Raw genomic sequence first — 19433 nt, forward strand, 5'->3', positions numbered from 1 at the left:
CTGATCCCAGGCATGGCCGGGACCCGGTCGGGTAGGCGACCCGTACTGTGCCCGGGACCGGCCGTGTCCCGGGCAGTCCGCACGACCGCCGCTACCAGGGGACCCGCCATGGAGACACCCGCGCGCCACCACACCGCCACACCGGCCCGCCAGGCGCTCGACGCCCTGGGCGGGAACAGCGACGACCCGGTGGCGCTGGACGTCCTCGCGAGGAGCGAGGTGCTGGTCCCCGTACCGGACGACGTCAGTGACGCGGACGCCGCCGATCCCTCGACGGTGGCGCTGCCCGTCCTGGAGGAGCCGGACGGGCGGGAGGCCGTGCCCGTATTCACCTCGGAGCCCGAACTGGCCGGGCTGCTGCCGCTCGTCTCCCGCTACCGTCTCGTCCCACTGGGCGCGCTCGCCGACCAGTGGCCCACCGGCGACCTTGCGCTCACCATAGACGCGGGCTCCCCGCACGGCCTGACGATCACCTCCGAGGGCGTACGCACCCTGCTGGCCCGGCCGTACGAGTACTGAACCCCCGGCCGGCTACAGGCACTTACCGGGGTTGAGGATGCCGCGCGGATCGAACGCGTCCTTGATCCGACGCTGCAACGCATGGGCAGCGGGCCCCAGTTCGTCGGCCACCCACTGCCGCTTCAGCACCCCCACCCCGTGCTCGCCGGTCAGCGTGCCGCCGAGCCGCAGCGCCAGGGCGAAGATCTCGCCCGCCGCCTCCCAGGCCGCGTCGGGCAGCCCGTCCAGGGTCGGGTCGACCACGATGATCGGGTGCAGGTTCCCGTCCGCCGCGTGCGCGATGGTGAACACGGGGACGGCGTTGCGCTGCGAAATGGCGCGGATCTCGCGGGCCGCCTCCGCCAGGCGTGAGCGGGGTACCGCGATGTCCTCGATCAGCGGGCGGCCCAGCCGCTCCAGTGCGGGCAGGGCACCCCGGCGGGCGGCGAGCAGGGACTCCGCCTCGGCCGGGTCCTCGGTCGTCTCGACCAGGGTCGCGTGGGTGAGTACGCGGGCGACCGCCGCCGCCTCCGCGCCGGCGCCCGCCCCGTCGCACTGCACCAGCAGCAGCGCCGCGCCCCGCTCCCGCAGCGCGGGATCGACGGCGTGCAGCACCGGACCGTCGACCAGCTCCGCCAGCGCCGGTACGACCCCGGCCCGGCCGATCGCGTACGAGGCCTCGGCCGCCGCCTCGAAGGACGGGAAGTACGCGGCGAGGGTGGCGGTGGCGACGGGCAGTGGGCGCAGCCGCAGCGTCGCCGAGGTGATCACCGCGAGGGTGCCCTCCGAGCCGGTGAGCAGCGCGGTCAGGTCGTAACCGGTGACACCCTTGACGGTACGGCGGCCCGTGCGCACCACCGTGCCGTCCGCGAGGACCGCCTCCAGACCGAGCACGCTGTCCCGCGTCACGCCGTACTTGGCGCAGCGCAGACCGCCCGCGTTGGTGGCGATGTTCCCGCCGATCGTCGACAGCGCCGCACTCGCCGGATCGGGCGCGTACCGCAGGCCGTGCGCACCGGCCGCCCGGTCCAACTCGGCCGTGATCACACCGGGTTCGACGACGGCGAGCTGGTCGTCCGCCGACAGTTCGAGGATGCGGTTCATGCCGGAAAGGTCGAGTACGACGGTGCCCTCGCCGGCCGTCGCCCCGCCCGACAGTCCGGTACCCGCGCCGCGCGGCACCACCGGCACGCGCAGGGCGTGCGCGTGCCGGAGGGTGACGGTCACGTCCTCGGTGCGCCGCGCGTGCACGACGGCGAGCGGACCGCCGTACGGCCGGGTGCCGGAGCGGTCGGTGGTGTGCGCGGCGAGCGTCGCCGGGTCGGTGGCCAGGCGGTCGGGCGGCAGATCACGGGCCAGCAGGCCCAGGAGCTGGGCGGAGGCGGTCGTCGTGGGGGCGGTCACCGGTCCTCCCGGTCCGCTGCGTCCGACGCCTTCGCCGCCAGTGCCTTGGTGCCGATCGCGAGCACGGAGATGTCCTCCTGGGGTGCGTGCACGGGCGCGCACTGGATGTCACGGAAGTGCCGTTCCAGGGGGTTGTCCCGGGCCAGCCCCGGATTTCCGAGCAGCCGTACGGCCAGCCCGACGGCCCGCACCCCGTGCCGGTCCGCCAACACCCGTGCCCCCAGGGCCTGTTCGGGGGTGTACGAAAAGTCGGCGGCGTCGACCCGGGCCGCACCGCCGAACACCAGCTGCTCGGCGCCGTCGAGCAGCACCTCGATCTCCCCGGCCGTCCGCCGGAAGCGTTCCGTACGGGCCACCGGATGCCCGAGGTTGGCGGGCACCCGTGTCTGCGCGAATGTGTGGAAGAACGCCTGTGCGGCCCGGGCCACCCCCAAGTACAGGGCGGCGAGCGGCAGATGGAGAGAGGCGCCCGCCCGGTTGTCCTGCTCGGCGGCCGGACCGTACGGCGCGAGCCCGATGACATCCTCGTACGGCACCTCCACCTCCCGGAACGTCACGTCGTGACTGCCGCTCGCGCGCAGCCCCAACTGGTCCCAGCGGCCGGTGACTTCGATGCCGGGGGAGTCGCCGGGCACCAGGAAGGTGCCCACGCGTGGCTCCGGTTCGTCGGTGGTGGCCCACACCAGGAACCAGTCCAGGCCCTCGGCGCCTGTGACGAACCGTTTCGTACCGCTGATCGCCCAGCCGTCCCCGGTGCGCCGGGCCCGGGTGGCGGGCAGTCCGCCGCGCGCGGGGGAGCCCAACTCGGGTTCCACGCGGGCGTGGTTGACGAGCACGGGACGTACGAGCGACTCCTTGACGAGCCGGGCGTACAACTCCTCCGGCCAGTGTGGCTGTACGGACTGCCGACCATGGGTGGTGAGGGTCATCGCGGCGATCAGGGCGACGGACGGGTCCCCCTGGCCGAGGGTGTGCAGGATGCGCGCGGTCTCCTCGGTGCCCGCGCCCCGGCCGCCGTACCGCTCACCGATGGTGGCGGTGAGCAGGCCGGCCTCGTGGGCGACCTTGAGGGACTCGGCGGGGAACGCGCCCGAGCGGTCGTAGCCGGCGGCCAGCTCGGCGATGCGGGCGGTCACCGGGTCTTCTTCAGGTCGGCGGCGAGTTCGGTGTTGAGCTTGGTCGTCCAGAAGGACTTCACGTCCAAGTGCTCCTTGAGCGCGCCGAGTTCGGTGAAGACGTCCGCCACCTTCTGCTGCGAGGCGATGGTGTCGTCGCCGACCGTGCGGGCCTGTGTCGGACGCTGGGTCTGCTGGTCGACGAGGTCCTTCTTCGCCTGGGCGAGCGGCTGGTGCGTGTTCTTGGACACGACCTCGGCGAACTCGTCCTCGCGGCCGTCCCTGACGTACGCGTACGCCTGGGTGATCCGGGCGATCAGATCGGCGGTCGCCGCCTGCTGGGCGGGGTTCTCCAGCACGCTGTCGCGGGCCGTCCAGAGGAAGTTCCCCGAGAGGATGTCCTTGCCGGAGCCGACGGTCGTGGCGCCCTGCTGGTGGGCGGTGATGATCGACGTGCCGTAGGAGGCGAAGGCGTCGATGCCGCCGCCGTTCAGGGCCGCGAGGCCGTCGTTGGGGAGGAGGGGCTTGGCGTCGATGTCGGACCACTTCAGGCCCGCCTGCTTCAGCAGCTGGTAGAGGAAGTAGTGGGCGGTGGTGTTCTGGACGTAGCCGACTTTCTTGCCCTTCAGCCCGGCGATGTCGGTCACCTTCGAACCCTTGGGGACGACGACCTCCTGGTTGAGGGTGGCGCCGCGCTGCACGGCGACGACCTTGAAGTTCGGGTTGCCGTCGGCGGCGGCGAAGATCGGCGGGATCTCGCTGGAGGAGGCGACGTCGAGGGCGCCGGCGCGGATCGCCTGGAGCTGGAGGTCACCCCCTTGGAACACGCTCCACTTGACGTCGTAGGGGGTGTCGTCGAGGTGGGCGAACTTCAGGATCGCCTCCTCGACCTTCCAGCCGGTGGCGCCGACCTTCAGGGTGACGGCGGACCGGTCGGACGACGACTCGGCCTGGGCCTGGCTCCCGCAGGCCGCCGTGAGGGCGAGCAGCAGGACGGCGGCGGACGTGCGCACTGAGCGGCGGAACACGGAGTCTCCATAAGGGGATTCGCCAACAGGGTTGTGTGGACGGGGAGTTGACGGAATCAGGCGGCCCGGGAGGTCGTCGCCGCGCGGTGCGCCAGCTCCTGCCGGACCAGCGGAAGGACGTAACGGGCGTAGTCGATCGCGTCGTTGAGCGGGTCGTAGCCGCGGATCGACAGCAGGTCGCAACCGATGTCGACGTAGTCGAGCAGCGCCTTCGCGACCGTCTCCGGCGAGCCGACCAGCGCGGTCGAGGCGCCGGCCGCGTTGGTGGCGACCGCCGGGGCGGTCCACAGGCACCGGTCGTGCACCTCGCCCCGGTCGGCGATGTCCAGCAGTCGCTGCGAACCGACGTTCGCGGGGCGGCCGTTGGTCCGGTAGTGGCGCAGCAGTTCGGTGTTCGACGCCTGGTCCTTGAGTACACCGAGTGTGCGGTGCGCCTTCTCCCAGGCCAGTTCGTCGGTGGACGCGATGATCGGGCGGAACGACACCCAGATACGGGGGTTGGGGCGCCCCGCGGCCTCAGCGACCGCGTTCACGGCGGCGATCTGCTCGGCCGTCTCCTTCAGCGGCTCGCCCCACAGCCCGAAGATGTCGCCCTGCTGCCCGCCCACCCGGTAGGCGTCCTCGGACGACCCGCCGACGGAGATCGGCACCAGTCCGTTCACGGGCTTCACGTCGGAGTAGTAGCCCTCGAAGCGGAAGTGCTTGCCCTCGTGCGAGACGGGCCCCTCGGCCTGCCACACCTTGCGCAGGATCTGGATGTATTCGTCCGAACGCTCGTACCGCTCCCGCTTGTCGAGGTAGTCGCCCTCACGGCGCTGCTCCTCGTCGCTGCCCCCGGAGATGATGTGCAGCGTCAGCCGGCCGTCGCTGATCCGGTCCAGGGTGGCCAGCGCGCGGGCCGCGTGCGTCGGGAAGATCACGCCCGGCCGGTGGGCCAGGATCGGACGGATCCGCTCGGTGTGTGTGGCGACGAACTGGGCCACCTGGAAGGCGTCCGGCGAGGCCGAGTGATAGGCGACCAGAGTGTGGTCGAAACCGCCGTCGTCGAGAGCGCGGGCGTACTTGCGCAGGTGGTCGGGGTCGAAGCCGGTGCGGCTCGCGGCGGCAGGACCAGAGGCCCCGGAGTCGGTGTGCACGGCACTGATGAACTCGACAGGCATGGTGAACTCCTTTACGCGCAGTACCGGTTACTTGAGGACGGAGGTGTCGGCGGACTTCGCCACGTCGACGTTCGGGTCGAGGACCCCGATGCCGTTCATGAGGTCGGCCACGTCCTGGACGGTCGAACTGACCTCCGGTGTGATCGGCAGGACCTTGCTGTACGCCGCCGAGGCGAGCGTCTTCGCGATCGCCGGGTCGGCGCCGTTGCGCTCGACGATGGCGTCGGCGTACGCGTCCTGGTGCGTGCTCGTCCACTCCAGCGCCGTACCGAGCCGCTTCAGGAAGTCGCCGAGCGCGGCCTTCTTCGCCGGGTCCGCGAGGGCCTTCTCCGAGGCGCCGATAAAGCCGTAGCCGCTGATGCGGCCGTCGGCGCCGTCGATCAGCAGTCGGCCGCCCTGCTGGAGTCCGACGGCCTGGTAGACACCGAAGGTGGCCCAGACGTCGATCTTCCCGGAGGAGAAGGCGGCCTGTGCGTCCGTCGGCAGCAGGTACTGCACCTTCACGTCGGAGTACTTGAGCCCGTTCTGCTCCAGGACGTTGGCGAGCAGGTACTCGGCGATGCTGCCTTTGGCCGAGGACACCACGACCTTCTTGCCCTTGAGGTCCTTGACGCTTTTCACGTCCGAGTCCTTGCGGACGATGATCCCGGTGTGGTGGCCGTCGTTCTTCAGCGCCGCCACGTTCTTGAACTTCACCCCGCCGCTGAGCGCCTGCAACGCGGGCAGATCGGCGGAGTACGTGGTGTCGGCGGCGCCCGCCTGCACGGCCTGGAACAGCGGTGCCGCGCCCTCGAACTCGGCCCACTTCACCTTGTACTTGGCGCCCTTGAGGGCACCGGACGCGTTGACGATCGTCTGGAGCGTCTTGGCCTGGTCGCCCAGGGTGAGGGTCACCCGGGAGTCGTTGCCGGAGGCGTTCGCCGAGGAGTCCGCGCCGCAGGCGGTCAGCGCCAGCAGGGCGGTGACGCTCAGTGCGGCGGTGGCGAGTCTGCGTATCACGAGGGGGTCCCTTCGAGGGTGTGCGTGGTGACGCCGAGCCAGCCGAGGAGGCGGGCGCGGAGGGTGACGAACTCGGGCGAGGTCAGATCACGGGGGCGGGGCAGGTCGACGGTGAGATCGTGGGCGATGCGGCCCTCGTCCATCACCAGCACGCGGTCGGCGAGCAGCAGCGCCTCCTCCACGTCATGGGTGACCAGGAGGATCGCGCAGCCGTGCCGCTGCCACAGTTCGGCGACCAGCTGCTGCACCTTGCCCCGGGTCAGCGCGTCGAGGGCGCCGAACGGCTCGTCCAGGAGCAGGAGTTCGGGCTCGCGGACCAGGGCGCGGGCCAGCGAGACGCGCTGCGCCTGGCCGCCGGACAGGGTCTTGGGCCAGACGGTGGCACGGTCCGCGATACCGACCTCGGCGAGGGCTTTGTGAGCCAGCGCCCTGTCGGGCCGCCCGGGCAGCCCGAGCACGACGTTGCGCCACACCTTCAGCCAGGGCAGCAGCCGCGGCGACTGGAAGGCCGCACTGCGCCGCGCGGGCACGGTGACCTCGCCGCCGATCTCGTCGTCGAGCCCGGCGAGAATGCGCAGCAGCGTCGACTTGCCGCAACCGCTGTGCCCGAGCAGCGCCACGAACTCGCCCTCCCTGATGTCGAGATCGAGCTCGTGCAGGACGGTGTGGCCGTCGAAGGCCCGCGAAAGCCCCCTGATCTCCACGCTGTTGGTCGTGATGTCGGCCATGGGGATCACGCCTCGCCCTCGAAGTTGGCCCGCCAGGTCAGCAACCGGCGCGAAAGGACCCGTACGGCGAAGTCGCAGGCGAGGCCGAGCAGTGCGTAGACCGCGAGGCAGAGCACGATGATGTCCGTACGGAAGTACTGCTGGGCGTTGCTCATCAGATAGCCGAGGCCCGCGTCCGCGTTGATCTGCTCGGCGAAGACAAGCGCGAGCCAGGCGGTGGAGAGCGCGTACCGGAGCCCCACGAGTGCTCCGGGCAGCGCGCTCGGCAGGATGACGTACCGGATCAGCCCGAGCCGGCCGAGCCCCATCATCCGTGCCGCTTCGACGAGTTGGGCGTCGGTGGACCTGATTCCGCCGTAGATGTTGAAGTACAGCGGGTAGGTGACACCGAGGGCGACCAGCGCGATCTTCGGGGTCTCCTCGATGCCGAACCAGACGATGAACAGCGGGATCAGACCCACCCAGGGGATCGCCCGGAACATGCCCATCGAGGAGTCGATGACGTCCTCACCGAGCCGGAACAGCCCGGCGAGCAGGGAGAGAACGAGTGCGACCGTCGCTCCGATGAGGAAGCCGATGGCGGCCCGGCGGCCCGACGCGGCGATGGCGCTGGGCAGTTCACCGTTCTTCGTCAGGTCGACGGCCTGCTTGAGGACGTCCACCGGAGAGGCGAGCACCGACTCGGGCAGCACCCCGGTGGCCGAGGTCAGGAACCAGAGCAGTACGAGGCCCACGGGGCCGGAGGTCCGGCGTACCGACCGGGGGATCTGGAGGCGGCGGGTGGTGCGGGCGGTGCCGCGGATGGTGATCCGGGGTGCCCGGTCCGGGGGTGTGTCGGGGCGCGGCGGGGCCAGGGGCGCCGCGTCGAGCGGTTTGGTGGTCATGGCGGGGGTTCCTCTCGCGGGGCCCTGGAGCCTCAGGACGGGTGTGGTCCGGTCGCGGCCGGGCGGGTGGGGTCGGTGGACCAGGCGGACCAGGAACCGGCGAAGAGGGTCGCCTCGAAACCGGCCAGGGCGAGGGCGGCGATCTGGTGGGCGGCGGTGACGCCGGAACCGCAGTACACGCCGATGCGCGACACGTCGGCGGCACCTCGCTCCTCGAACCGCTTGCGCAACAGCTCGGGCGGCAGGAAGGTCCCGTCGGCCGCGAGGTTCTCCCCGGTGGGGGCGGACACCGCGCCCGGGATGTGCCCCGCGCGCGGGTCCACCGGCTCCACCTCACCCCGGTACCGCTCGCCCGCCCGGGCGTCCAACAACAGTCCGTCGCGGGCGAGTTCGGCGGCCCCGTCGGCATCGGTGAGCGGTAGTCCGCCGGTGCGCAGGACGACATCACCGGGTTCCGGATCGGCCGGGACGCCGGACTCCTGGGTCAGGTCCGCCGCACGCCAGGCACCCAACGCCCCGTCCAGAAGCGTGACGTCGGTAACTCCGGCGTACCGCAGCAGCCACCACCCCCGGGCTGCGGCGGTATTGCCCAAGTCGTCGTAGAGCACGACCGGTTGACCTTCTTGGAGCCCCCAACCACGAGCCGCCTCCTGCAACTCCGCGAGCTCCGGCAGCGGATGCCGGCCGCCCTCCGGGTTCGGCGACGCGGCCAGCTCGGTGTCCAGGTCGACGTACACCGCGCCCGGGATGTGGGCGTCCGCGTAGTGGTCGCGGCCGTACGGATCGCCGAGCGCCCAGCGGACGTCGAGGACCAGGGGCGGCTGCTCGGAGGCCAGGGCGTCGCGCAGCTCGGCGACGGTCGTCGTCACACGTGAACCGCTCATGCCAGGCCCTCCGCGATCGCGGGCAGCTCGGGGGAGAGGCGCAGGCGTTCCAGGAAGAGGACGACCGTGGCGGCGGCGGTGCGGTGCAGGGCGTCGTTGAGCACGTCGTGCCGGCCGCCGTCGAAAGTCACGGTCCGGATGTTCGGGTGCCCCGCGTAGGCGTCCAGCACCTGGTCGAGCTGGCTGACCGGGTCGTCCTTGCCGTGCAGGGCGAGCACGGGCACCTGGACCTCGCCGAGCCGCAGCTCCGGCAGGTCGACGGCCGCGTCGATCGCGCCGCGCCGGAAGGCGGGGTCGACGGTGAGGCGCCCTTGGTGGGTCGGGCAGGCGGTGCGCGCGGCCAGCTCGTCATCCCAACTCCCGGACTCCCAGGGGCTGGTGGTCAGGCCGACGAGGATCAGCGCGTCGACGCCCGCCGGGTGTTCGGCGGCGAGCTGGACGGCGTACCGGGCACCCGTGTCCGAGCCGACCAGGACCTTCGGGCCGGGCAGCGACTCGTCGGCGAGGAGCTTGGCCGCTTCGTCGAGCACCGACGGATCGGCTGACGGGTCACCCAACGCCCGTACGCGGTAGGCGTCGAAGGCGAGACGGCGGCCGAAACGCTCGTACACACCGCCGTGTTCGCCCCGGCCGGGCAGCACGATCAAGGTGCCACGCGCCGCGAGGCCTTCGGGTTCGTCCCAGGAGGCAGGTGAGGACAGGGAAGGAGGCATGAGGGGGCAACTCCCGTTTCAGGGCAGGCGAAAGGGCATGCGGAAAGGGCGAGCGGAGGGAGAGGGAGAACGGCCTACGGGCACGCGAACAGCGCGGAGCCGATCAGTGGAGGCCGTACGGAAACGCCGGGAGGCGGCGTGGGATCAACGACAGCGCGCGCTGCACGCCACGCCGAAGTCGATGACTCGGCGCTGCGTGAGAAGGGCAGCAAAAGCGGTCGGATACGCCATGCGCCCATCATGACCGGAACAGGCGGAACACGTCCAACGACGATTCCGCATCGAAATCGATCGCGATCGGTGATCGATCAGGGATGGCGATCGATGACCCGGACGGGCTACGGTCACCGTATGCCCCAACCAGTCCTCGACATCGTGGCGCTGCGCAGCCTGACCGCGATCGCCGACCGCGGTGGCTTCCATCGCGCGGCCCAGGCGCTCGCTCTCAGCCAGTCCGCGGTGAGCCAGCACGTCCGCCGGCTGGAGAAGGCGCTGGGGCGGCCCGTCGTGGAACGCGAGGGCCGGGGCACACGGTTCACGCCCGAGGGCCGGCTGCTGCTGGAACAGGCCCGCCGTATCCTCGCCGTCCACGACGAGGCCGTACGCACCCTGCTGGACGTCGACGGCGACACGGTCACCATCGGTTCCACGGAGCATGCTGCCGACCAGTTCCTGCCCCGGCTGACCGCGGCCGTCGAGGCGGTGCGCCCCGGCTGCCGGGTGCGGTTCCGGATCGACCGGTCGGCGCGGCTGGTGGAGGCGGTGGAGCGCGGCAGCGTGGATGTCGCGGTGTACGTCACGGAGGCCGCCGCGACCGAGGGCACACCGGTCGGCGGCCTGCCCCTGACCTGGCATGCTCCGCCCGGCTGGGTGCCCCCGGCGGCCCCGTCGCCGGTGCCGCTGGTGGCGATCGAGGACCCCTGCGCGATCCGCCGCCGGGCCATCGCGACCCTCGCCGAGCAGGGCGTCGCGGCGTCGGTGGTCGGCGACGCGGGCTATCTGGCGGGCGTCCTCGACCTCGCCCGCACCGGCCGGGGCGTCGCCCTGCTGGCAACGGTCGGCCCGGCCCCCGACGGCCTCACCCCGTACGAGGGCCTGCCCCCGGTCCCGCCGATCCCGATGAGCGCCCTGGCCCGCCCGGGCGCGGACCCGGCAACGGTCGAGGCGGCATTCGCGGCGGTGCGGCAACTGCTGAACTGAGTGGGCGGTCGATGAATCCGGGCTGCGGCAAGCGCCCCGATAGGGGCGCGGGGAACTGCGCGACCAGCCCCCACGGGCCCGCGGCCAATGAACTACCTATCGCTCAGGTTCCCAACGACCGTTCCAAAGCCGCACGTTGAAGCGGCAACACCTCACCGTGCACCTCACGACCACGCGCCGTCAGAGCAACCCGCACCCCCCGCCGGTCCTCCACGCACATGCTGCGCTCCACCAGACCGTCCTTCTCCAGGCGCGCGATGAGCCGCGACAGCGCGCTCTGGCTGAGGTGGACCCGCCCGGCGATGTCCTGTACCCGGCACTGCTCAGCGGAGCCGGGGGAACGGGTCGCGTCGGCCGTGTCGGACACGAGGATGTCGAGCACCTCGAAGTCACTGGCGCCCAGACCGTGCGGATGCAGCGCGCGGTCGATCTCGCACATCGTGCGCGCATGCGCCGCCAGGATGTCCCGCCACTGGTCCGCCAGCCCGGTACCGGCCTTGTTCACTGCCATGCACCCCATGTTAATGCGTATGCATCAAAACCGGCGTGAGGCGACCGGCCGACGACCGTCTCAGGCCCCGGCCCGGCCCCACACGCCGAGCGAGCGACTCAGGTGGACCCCCGCTTGACCAGTTCCGTCGGCAGGATCACCGCCGCCGGATCCTCCCCGCCGATCTGCGCGAGCAGCACCCGTACCATCTCGGCGCTGATCCGGTCGTAGCGCTGCCGGATGGTCGTCAGCTGGGGGCGGGCGGCCAGGGCGGCCGAGGAGTCGTCGAAGCCGCCCACCGACACGTCCCCCGGGACGCTGCGTCCCGCCCGCTCCAGTGCCGTGAGCACGCCCTGGGCCATCAGGTCGGACGCGACGAACACGGCGTCCATGTCCGGGGACTGGGCCAGGAGACGCTCCGCGCCCGCCTCGCCGCTGGCCCGGCTGTAGTCGCCGGGGACGACGAGACGGTCGTCGTAGTCGATGCCCGCCTCGGCCAGGACCTCGCGGTAGCCGGCGAGGCGTTCCACGCCGCCCGGGGTGTCGAGCGGGCCCGTGACCATGCCGATGCGGCGGCGGCCCAGGGAAAGGAGGTGGCGGACCATGTCCCGGGCTCCGTCGCGGTCGTCCGCCGCCACGTAGCTCACCTTCGAGCCGAGGCCGACCGGCTTGCCGCAGACGACCAACGGGACGCCCGCCTCCTGCAGTTCCTCCGCGACCGGGTCGCCCGAGTGGCTGGAGACCAGCAGCACCCCGTCGACGTGGCCGGCGGTGATGTAACGCGTCAGGCGCCGTCGTTCGTCCTCCGTGCCGGCCAGCATCAGCAGCAGCGGAATGTCGTGGGCCGCCAGTGCCTGGGTGCAACCCCGCAGCAGGACATTGAAGTTGGGGTCCTCGAAGAACCGCTCCTGAGGTTCCGTCAGCAGAAAGCCGATCGAGTCGGAGCGGCCGGTGATGAGCGAACGGGCGTGGCGGTTCACCACGTAACCCGTTCTGCGGATCGCGGCGTTCACCGCTTCCTGCGCGGTCGGGCTGACGTAGTGGCCGCCGTTGAGCACACGCGAGACGGTGCCTCGTGAGACCCCCGCCTCGCGCGCCACGTCGTGGATCGTCGGCGGTTTGCGCCGGCCCCCGATATTGCTCATGGTCATGACTTTACGGCTCCGGAGAGCAGGTCGAGGCTCCAGAAGCGCTGGATGACCAGGAAGAGCGCGATCAGCGGGATGACCGCCAGGAACGCGCCCGTGATCACCAGCGTGTAGAGCGCCGGGGTGGCCGCTCCCTGTTCGAGGAGCGTGAACAGACCGAGCGTGATCGGGAACTTCTCGTCGTCGCTGAGCATGATGTAGGGGAGCAGGAAGTTGTTCCACACCGCCACGAACTGGAACAGGAAGACGGTCACCAGGCCCGGGATCATCATCGGGAGCGCGACCCGGGTGAAGATCCGCCACTCGCTCGCGCCGTCCATCCGCCCGGCCTCGACCACGTCCGCGGGCACCGCCGCGGCGGCGTAGATCCGCGCGAGGTAGATGCCGTACGGGGAGAGGATCAGCGGCAGCAGCACGGACGCGTAGGAGTCCGTGATGTCGGCCTTCGCCAGCAGCAGGTACTGCGGGATCGCGAGGATCACCGGCGGCATCAGCACGCCCGCCATCAGGACGCTGAACACCGTCTCCCGGCCGCGGAAGCGGTAGATCGCCAGCGCGTAGCCGCTGATCGCCGAGACCGCTGTCGACAGGAGGGCGCCGAGGCCGGCGTACAGGGCGGAGTTGCCCATCCACTTCCAGTAGACGCCGTCGCGGTAGGCGCTCAGCTCCGTCACGTTGTCCGTGAAGCCGCTGCCGGGCAGGAACGTGAACGTGGAGAACAGTTCGCTGCCCGACTTCGTCGCCGCGATCACCACCCATGCGACCGGCAACAGGCAGTACAGAGCGCCCAGCAGGAGCGTGATCGTCGGGACCAGGGCGATCCGGTTGCGCAGGGGCGGGCGCTGCGCGGTGCCGGGCCTGGTGCCCGTCGCCGCTTCCGCCTTGCCCACGGCAAGAGAACTCATCGTGCTGCCTCCTGCTTGTTACGGGAGTTCGCGGCCCGCAGGAAGCCGAACGACAGGACCAGCGTGACGATCGCGATGATCGTGGCCTCGGCCGCGGCCGAGTAGATATCACCCTTGCCGAAGGCGTCCTGGTACACCTTCATCAGCGGACTCCACGTCGTGGACACGGAGTTGGTGAGCGGCTTGAGGGTGGTCGGCTCGCTGAACACCTGGAGCGTCGCGATGATCGAGAAGAAGAAGGTCAGCACCAGCGAGGGCGCCACCATCGGGATCTTGATCCGCAGCGCGATCTGCAGCGGGGTGGCGCCGTCCAGCTTCGCCGCCTCGTACACCTCGGCCGGGATCGACCGCAGCGAGGTGTAGATGACGATCATGTTGAAGCCGGTACCGCCCCACACCGCGATGTTGGAGAGGGCGAGGTACAGCGGACCGCCGTCCAGCAGGTCCGGCTGCGGCATCCCCAGCTTGTCGAGGACGAAGTAGAACGGGCTGACGTCCGGCAGGTACAGGAACCCCCACAGGAGCGCGGCCACGACGCCCGGGATGGCGTACGGCAGGAAGATCGCGAGTCGGGTGAAGGGGGTGAACCGCACCTTGTCCGCGTCGAGCATCAGCGCGAACACGAGGGCGAGTCCCAGCATCACCGGGACCACGATCGCGCCGTACCCGACCACGCGCAGCGCGCCGTCGAGGAGCTCGCTGTCGGTGAACGCGTCGGTGTAGTTGCCGATCCCCGCCCAGACCTCCTTGCGCGCCCCGGCACCGAGGCCCAGGCCCGAGACCTTCACCTTGTGCAGGCTCAGCCAGAGCGCGTAGCCGATGGGCAGCGCGAAGAACAGGGCGAAAAGGATCACCGCGGGAAGGAGGAAGGCGTACGGGGCCCCCTTGACCCCGTACGACCTCCGGCGTGCGCTCGTCACTCCGCGACCCCGAAGCCCTGCTTCTTGAGGTCGGCGACCGTGTCGTCCTGCATCGTCTTCAGGGCGGCACCGAAGTCCGACTTGTTCTTCGCGGCGGCGGCGAACGCGTCCTTGAACGACGTGTACGCGACGTTCACGTTCGGGCCCCACGCGGACGGCGCGGTGGTCTTCGCGATCTGCGCGGCCTGGCTGTAGAAGTCCGCCTGGTTAGAGAAGAACTCGGGCGACTGGACGAACGCGCCGCTGAGCTGGGCGCCCGTGGCGGCCGGGTAGATCCCGCCCTCCTTGGCGAGCGCGGTCAGCGCGTCACCGTCGGTGTTCAGCCAGGCGGCGAACTTCGCGGCGGCCGACTTGTTGCCGGAGTCGGTGGTGACGGCGGTCGAGGAGCCGCCCCAGCTGCCCGTCACGTCCTCGGAGGCCGACCACTGGGGGAGCGGGGCCATGGCCCACTTGCCCTTGGTGTCCGGTGCGGCCGTGGTCAGCGTGCCCGGTGCCCACACCGCGCTGACCCACGCGATCTGCTTGCCGGTGTTGAGCGCCTTGTTCCAGGACGGGGTGTACATCGGCTGGTTGTCGATGGCGTCCTCCTTGACGAGGTCGCCCCAGAACGTGGCGACCTTCTGGGTCGCCGCGTCGTCGATGCCGACCTTCCACTTCTCGCCGGAGGTCGTCCACCACTTGGCGCCGGCCTGCTGGGCGAGCCCGGCGAACAGACCGGAGTCGTTGGCGGAGAAGGTGGTGAGGTCCTTGTCCGGGGCCTTCTTCTTCAGGTCCCGGGCGGTCTGGGCGAACTCGGCCCAGGTGGTCGGGACCTTCAGGCCGTACTGCTTGAAGAGGTCCTCGCGGTAGTAGAACATCATCGGCCCGATGTCCTGCGGCACCGCGTACACCGCGTCCGTGCCCAGCGTCGTCTGTTGCCAGACACCCTCGGCGAACTGCTTCTTCGCGTCGCCGACCTCGCCCGAGATGTCCGCGAGCGCGTCATTGCTGACCAGGGTCGGCAGCGCCTGGTACTCGGCCTGCACCAGGTCCGGCGCCTTCTTGGCCTTGTGCGCGGTGAGGATCTTGGTGACCAGCGTGTCGCCGGACGCCTGCTTCTTCACCGTGACGGTGATCTGCTGCTCCTTGCCCGGCCCCTTGTTCCACAGGTCGACGACCTTGTCCATGCCGGGTGTCCAGGTCCAGTACGTCAGCGACACGGGGCCCGACTTGGCCTCGCTGTCGTCGTCGGACCCGCATGCGGCGAGTGTGGTGGCGCCGAGTGTGACGGCGACTGCGGTTGCCACGAGGCGCCACTGCTTCGTGTTCGGCATGGAACGTTCTCCCCTGACCCGGGGGCCCTCGCCTGCTGCGAAGACCCACCATGCTTCTGTGAGCGTTCACAGTAGAGAAACATCCTGGACACTTGTCAATGGTTGTTGCCATGAGGTTATCTAGGCCCCGCGCCGCCAACCATGTCTGTGCACGTTCCCAAGATGTGTTCCAAAGTGACTGACCGAGTGACTGACCGATCGGGAGACATTCCATGCCGGAGACCACCCCCAGGGGCCTCACCAGGCTCGCCTTCGGCGGGGACTACAACCCCGAGCAGTGGCCGGAAAGCGTCTGGCGGGAAGACGTCCGGCTGATGCGCGAGGCCGGCGTCACGATGGTCAGCGTCGGAATTTTCTCCTGGGCGCTGCTGGAGACCGAACGCGGGGTGTACGACTTCGGCTGGCTCGACCGCCTGCTGGACCTCCTGCACGAGAACGGCATCCGCGCCGACCTCGGCACGCCCACCGTGGCCCCGCCCGCCTGGTTCTACCGCGAGCACCCGGACGCGCTGCCGGTCACCCCCGAGGGCGTGCGCTACGAGTTCGGCTCCCGCGCCGCGATCTGCCACAGCAACGCCGACTACCGCGCCGCCGCCGCCAACATCACCACGAAGCTCGCCGAGCGCTACGGCGACCACCCGGCGCTCGCCATGTGGCACGTCCACAACGAGTACGGCGTCCCCGTCTCGGCCTGCTACTGCGACGCCTGCGCCGCACACTTCCGCCGCTGGCTGGAGACGACGTACGAGACGGTCGACGGCGTCAACGAGGCCTGGGGAACGGCCTTCTGGGGCCAGCGCTATGCCACGTTCGAGCAGATCAACCCGCCGCGCGCCGCGCCCACGGTCGGCAACCCGGGCCAGGCGCTGGACTACAAGCGGTTCGCCGACGCCACCATGCGCGAGAACTTCGTGACGGAGCGGGACATCCTGCACCGCCTCTCACCCGGCATCCCGGTCACCACGAACTTCATGACCGCCCTCAGTCAGTGCGACTCCGTCGACTACTGGGCCTGGGGCCGCGAGGTCGACATCGTCACCAACGACCACTACCTGATCACCGACGGCCGCCGCACCCACGTCAACCTGGCGATGGCCGCCGACCTCACCCGCTCCGTCGGCGACGGCGCCCCCTGGATCCTCCTCGAACACTCCACCTCGGGCGTCAACTGGCAGGCCCGCAACCCCGCGAAGGCGCCGGGTCAGATGGCCCGCAACTCCCTCGCGCACGTGGCCCGGGGCTCCGAGGGCGCGATGTTCTTCCAGTGGCGCCAGTCCCGGCGCGGCGCCGAGAAGTTCCACTCGGCGATGCTCCCGCACGGCGGCACGGAGACCCGCGTCTGGCGCGAGGTCGTCGAACTCGGCGCCTCCCTCGACTCGTTGGCCTCGATCCGCGGCACCCGCACCGTCGCCGACGTCGCCGTCCTGTGGGACTGGCACTCCTGGTGGGCGCAGAACCTCCAGTGGCGCCCCAGCGAGGACCACGACCCGCGCGAGCGCGCCGACGCCTTCTACGAGGCCCTGTACGACCGCCACCTCACCGTCGACTTCGCCCACCCGGAAGCCGACTTGTCGGCCTATCCCCTTGTCGTCGTTCCCGCCCTGTACCTGATGACGGAGGCCGCCGGGAACAACCTCAGGGAGTACGTCGAGAACGGCGGCACCCTCGTCGTCTCCTACTTCTCCGGCATCGTCGACGAACACGACGCCGTGCACGAGGGCCCCTACCCGGGCGCCCTGCGCGACGTACTCGGCCTGACCGTCGAGGAGTTCTCGCCGCTGCTCCAGGGCGACGCGGTGCGCATCACCGGCCCCGACGGCTCCGAGATGACCGGCGACGTGTGGACCGAGTTCGTCGTCCCGCGCGGCGCAGAGACCGTGTGGACGTACGCCGACGGCCTGACGGCCGACCAGCCGGCCGTCACCCGCAACCGCCTCGGCGAGGGCACCGCCTGGTACGTGTCGACCCGCCTCGACGCGCAGGGCCTCGACGCCCTGCTCGGCTGGGCCACAGAGGACGCCGACCTCGCGCCCCGCGCCGACCTCCCGCACGACGTCGAACTCGTGCGCCGCACGGGCGAGTCGGGCACCTACCTGTTCGCCGTCAACCACACCGCGTCGGACGCCAAGGTGCCCCTGGATGCACCCGGCACCGAACTGCTGACCGGCGAACGAGCCGCAGGCCGCCTCGCGCTGCCCGCCGGAGCCGTCCGGGTCGTACGACTCGACGGCTGAGCCGCAAGTTCCCCTCCGCCCGTGCGTGCCACGAGAGCCGCGGGCGGAGGGGTCCCCTCCTTCCCCTCGGGAGGGACACCCCCAACCCATCACGTCGAAGGGACGACGGACGACGATGTTCCATCCCAGACGCACACCCGGGCGCACCACCAGGCGCGCACTCAAGGCCCTGCTGCTCCCGTTGGCCGCAGGCCTCGCCCTCACCGCCCTGCCCGCCACCTCGGCGCAGGCGGCCAGCACCCTCACCAACGGCGGCTTCGAGGCCGACGGTTCGGGCGCTGCCACCCCCAACGGCTGGTCGGAGTACGGCACCACGGCCGCCTCGTACGTGGAGTCCGGTGGCCGCAGCGGCAGTTACCGCCTGTCCCACTACTCCGCCTCCGCCTACAAGGTGGAGACCTACCAGTACCTGTCCGGGCTGACCAACGGCAACTACAAGCTCACCGCATGGGTGCGCTCCGGTGGCGGCCAGAACTCGGCCTACATATCGCTGAAGAACTGCGGCAGTTCAGAGCAGCGCACCGACCTGCCCGTCTCCGCCAGCGGGTGGATCCGGATCGTCGTGCCGATCGCGGTGACGAACAACCAGTGCACGATCAGCATCAACTCCGATGCGAACGCGGGCAACTGGATCAACGTCGACGACCTGACCTTCGCCTCCGGCACCGGCGGGCTGTCGATCAAGGGCGCCGACATCTCCTCCCTCCCCAAGAGCGAGGCCAAGGGCGGTCTCTACAAGACCAGTTCGGGGACCACGAGCGACGCGCTCACCGTCCTGAAGAACTCCGGCATGAACTACGCGCGGGTCAAGGTCTGGGTCAACCCGGTCGACGGCTACAACAACAAAGCGCGCGTGCTCGCCATCGCCAAGCGCATCAAGGCGCAGGGCATGAAGCTGCTGGTCGACTTCCACTACTCGGACATCTGGGCCGACCCGGGCGCCCAGTCCAAGCCGTCGGCGTGGGCCGGACACTCGTACAGCCAGCTGAAGACGGACGTCTACAACCACACGTACGACGTGCTCAACGCCCTCAAGTCCCAGGGCACCACCGCCGACATGGTCCAGGTCGGCAACGAGATCAACGGCGGCATGCTGTGGTCCGAGGGCTCGACCAGCAACTGGTCGCAGCTCGCCGGGCTGCTCAACTCCGGCTACGACGCGGTCAAGGCGGTCAACTCCGGCACGACCGTCGCGCTGCACCTGGCCAAGGGCGGCGACCTGTCGGGCACCCGCTGGTGGTTCGACAGCGCGGTCTCCAACGGCGTGAAGTTCGACGCCATCGGCCTTTCCTACTACGGCTACTGGCACGGTTCGCTCTACGACTTCCAGACGACCCTGGACGACGCGGCCGCCCGCTACAGCAAGCCCGTGTTCGTCGCCGAGACGGCCTACCCCTTCCGTCTCGACAGCGAGGACTCGCACGAGGAGATCATCAACACGACTGGTGAGCTCGTTTCCGGGTACGCGGCGTCCACGGCCGGTCAGTCGGCCTGGTTCCGGGACATCCTGAACGTCGTGGAGGCCGTTCCGAACGGCCGCGGTCTCGGCGTCTTCTACTGGGAGGCGACCTGGACCGCGGTCACCGGCAACGGATGGGACCCCACGGACTCGTCCTCCGGCAACGGCTGGGAGAACCAGGCCCTGTTCGGCTACGACGACAGGGCGCTCCCCGCGATGACGTGGTTCAGCCACCGCTGAGCCAGTTCTGACGGGGGCCCGGCCGCCTGAGGGGGGTGGCCGGGCCCCTGTGCGTTGCCCTGCAACGGCTTGCTCGAACTGGCGTACGCGTCAGAGGGGTTCGACCTCGGC

18 protein-coding genes are annotated in these 19433 nt (G+C 70.5%); 4 read left to right on the top strand and 14 right to left on the bottom strand.

Annotation, left to right across the window (positions count from 1 at the left end; translation table 11 throughout):
• Nucleotides 1-108 precede the first annotated feature (108 nt).
• On the top strand, nucleotides 109-519 hold the full coding sequence (locus ACH4TV_RS12100; protein WP_398396952.1) for an SseB family protein: 411 nt from the start codon (nucleotides 109-111) through the stop codon (nucleotides 517-519).
• Between the two features lie 12 nt (nucleotides 520-531).
• On the opposite strand, the gene ACH4TV_RS12105 is transcribed toward ACH4TV_RS12100, so the two are convergent.
• Genes ACH4TV_RS12105 through ACH4TV_RS12145 form a run of 9 tightly spaced genes read right to left on the bottom strand, consistent with a single transcriptional unit; the run spans nucleotide 532 to nucleotide 9413 of the window.
• The gene (locus ACH4TV_RS12105; protein ID WP_398396954.1) at nucleotides 532-1902 is read right to left on the bottom strand and encodes an FAD-binding oxidoreductase; all 1371 of its coding nucleotides are present in this window, start codon (nucleotides 1900-1902) and stop codon (nucleotides 532-534) included.
• Nucleotides 1899-3038 carry an acyl-CoA dehydrogenase family protein gene (locus tag ACH4TV_RS12110; protein ID WP_398396956.1) on the bottom strand — a complete coding sequence of 380 codons (1140 nt, stop codon included), beginning with the start codon at nucleotides 3036-3038 and terminating at the stop codon, nucleotides 1899-1901. The genes ACH4TV_RS12105 and ACH4TV_RS12110 overlap by 4 nt, the downstream gene beginning before the upstream one ends.
• Nucleotides 3035-4045 (bottom strand): ABC transporter substrate-binding protein, encoded by a 1011-nt coding sequence (locus ACH4TV_RS12115; protein ID WP_398396958.1) that lies wholly within the window; start codon nucleotides 4043-4045, stop codon nucleotides 3035-3037. The genes ACH4TV_RS12110 and ACH4TV_RS12115 overlap by 4 nt, the downstream gene beginning before the upstream one ends.
• A 56-nt stretch (nucleotides 4046-4101) precedes the next feature.
• Entirely contained in the window at nucleotides 4102-5205 is a 1104-nt protein-coding gene (locus ACH4TV_RS12120) for an LLM class flavin-dependent oxidoreductase (protein ID WP_398396960.1), read from the bottom strand.
• 27 nt (nucleotides 5206-5232) lie between these two features.
• Nucleotides 5233-6204: an ABC transporter substrate-binding protein gene (locus ACH4TV_RS12125; RefSeq protein ID WP_398396962.1), complete on the bottom strand. Its 972-nt coding sequence runs from the start codon at nucleotides 6202-6204 to the stop codon at nucleotides 5233-5235.
• Nucleotides 6201-6932 (bottom strand): ABC transporter ATP-binding protein, encoded by a 732-nt coding sequence (locus tag ACH4TV_RS12130; protein WP_398396963.1) that lies wholly within the window; start codon nucleotides 6930-6932, stop codon nucleotides 6201-6203. Before ACH4TV_RS12130 ends, ACH4TV_RS12125 begins: the two co-directional genes overlap by 4 nt.
• A 5-nt stretch (nucleotides 6933-6937) precedes the next feature.
• Nucleotides 6938-7816 (bottom strand): ABC transporter permease, encoded by an 879-nt coding sequence (locus ACH4TV_RS12135; RefSeq protein ID WP_398396965.1) that lies wholly within the window; start codon nucleotides 7814-7816, stop codon nucleotides 6938-6940.
• 32 nt (nucleotides 7817-7848) lie between these two features.
• On the bottom strand, nucleotides 7849-8700 hold the full coding sequence (locus ACH4TV_RS12140; protein ID WP_398396967.1) for a sulfurtransferase: 852 nt from the start codon (nucleotides 8698-8700) through the stop codon (nucleotides 7849-7851).
• A complete protein-coding gene (locus tag ACH4TV_RS12145; protein WP_398396969.1) occupies nucleotides 8697-9413 on the bottom strand; it encodes an alpha/beta hydrolase in 717 nt (238 codons plus the stop codon). Before ACH4TV_RS12145 ends, ACH4TV_RS12140 begins: the two co-directional genes overlap by 4 nt.
• Before the next feature lie 351 nt (nucleotides 9414-9764).
• Between ACH4TV_RS12145 and ACH4TV_RS12150 the strand changes: the two genes are divergently transcribed.
• Nucleotides 9765-10613, top strand: a complete 849-nt coding sequence (locus tag ACH4TV_RS12150) for a LysR family transcriptional regulator (protein ID WP_398396971.1) — start codon at nucleotides 9765-9767, stop codon at nucleotides 10611-10613.
• Nucleotides 10614-10716: 103 nt separating this feature from the next.
• On the opposite strand, the gene ACH4TV_RS12155 is transcribed toward ACH4TV_RS12150, so the two are convergent.
• From ACH4TV_RS12155 to ACH4TV_RS12175, 5 genes are all read right to left on the bottom strand, one after another.
• The gene (locus ACH4TV_RS12155; protein WP_398396972.1) at nucleotides 10717-11124 is read right to left on the bottom strand and encodes a MarR family winged helix-turn-helix transcriptional regulator; all 408 of its coding nucleotides are present in this window, start codon (nucleotides 11122-11124) and stop codon (nucleotides 10717-10719) included.
• Nucleotides 11125-11222: 98 nt separating this feature from the next.
• Entirely contained in the window at nucleotides 11223-12254 is a 1032-nt protein-coding gene (locus ACH4TV_RS12160; RefSeq protein WP_398396974.1) for a LacI family DNA-binding transcriptional regulator, read from the bottom strand.
• Complete coding sequence (locus ACH4TV_RS12165) at nucleotides 12251-13156, bottom strand: carbohydrate ABC transporter permease (protein WP_398396976.1); 906 nt, start codon at nucleotides 13154-13156, stop codon at nucleotides 12251-12253. Before ACH4TV_RS12165 ends, ACH4TV_RS12160 begins: the two co-directional genes overlap by 4 nt.
• Nucleotides 13153-14076 carry a carbohydrate ABC transporter permease gene (locus ACH4TV_RS12170; RefSeq protein ID WP_398396978.1) on the bottom strand — a complete coding sequence of 308 codons (924 nt, stop codon included), beginning with the start codon at nucleotides 14074-14076 and terminating at the stop codon, nucleotides 13153-13155. Before ACH4TV_RS12170 ends, ACH4TV_RS12165 begins: the two co-directional genes overlap by 4 nt.
• Nucleotides 14073-15389: an ABC transporter substrate-binding protein gene (locus tag ACH4TV_RS12175; protein ID WP_398396980.1), complete on the bottom strand. Its 1317-nt coding sequence runs from the start codon at nucleotides 15387-15389 to the stop codon at nucleotides 14073-14075. Before ACH4TV_RS12175 ends, ACH4TV_RS12170 begins: the two co-directional genes overlap by 4 nt.
• 212 nt (nucleotides 15390-15601) lie before the next feature.
• Between ACH4TV_RS12175 and ACH4TV_RS12180 the strand changes: the two genes are divergently transcribed.
• Entirely contained in the window at nucleotides 15602-17623 is a 2022-nt protein-coding gene (locus tag ACH4TV_RS12180) for a beta-galactosidase (RefSeq protein WP_398396983.1), read from the top strand.
• 115 nt (nucleotides 17624-17738) lie between these two features.
• Nucleotides 17739-19322: an arabinogalactan endo-beta-1,4-galactanase gene (locus ACH4TV_RS12185; protein WP_398396985.1), complete on the top strand. Its 1584-nt coding sequence runs from the start codon at nucleotides 17739-17741 to the stop codon at nucleotides 19320-19322.
• Nucleotides 19323-19433: the final 111 nt, after the last annotated feature.

Origin of the sequence: Streptomyces sp. NPDC020898 (genome assembly GCF_044333925.1) — a bacterium.
GTDB lineage: Bacteria > Actinomycetota > Actinomycetes > Streptomycetales > Streptomycetaceae > Streptomyces.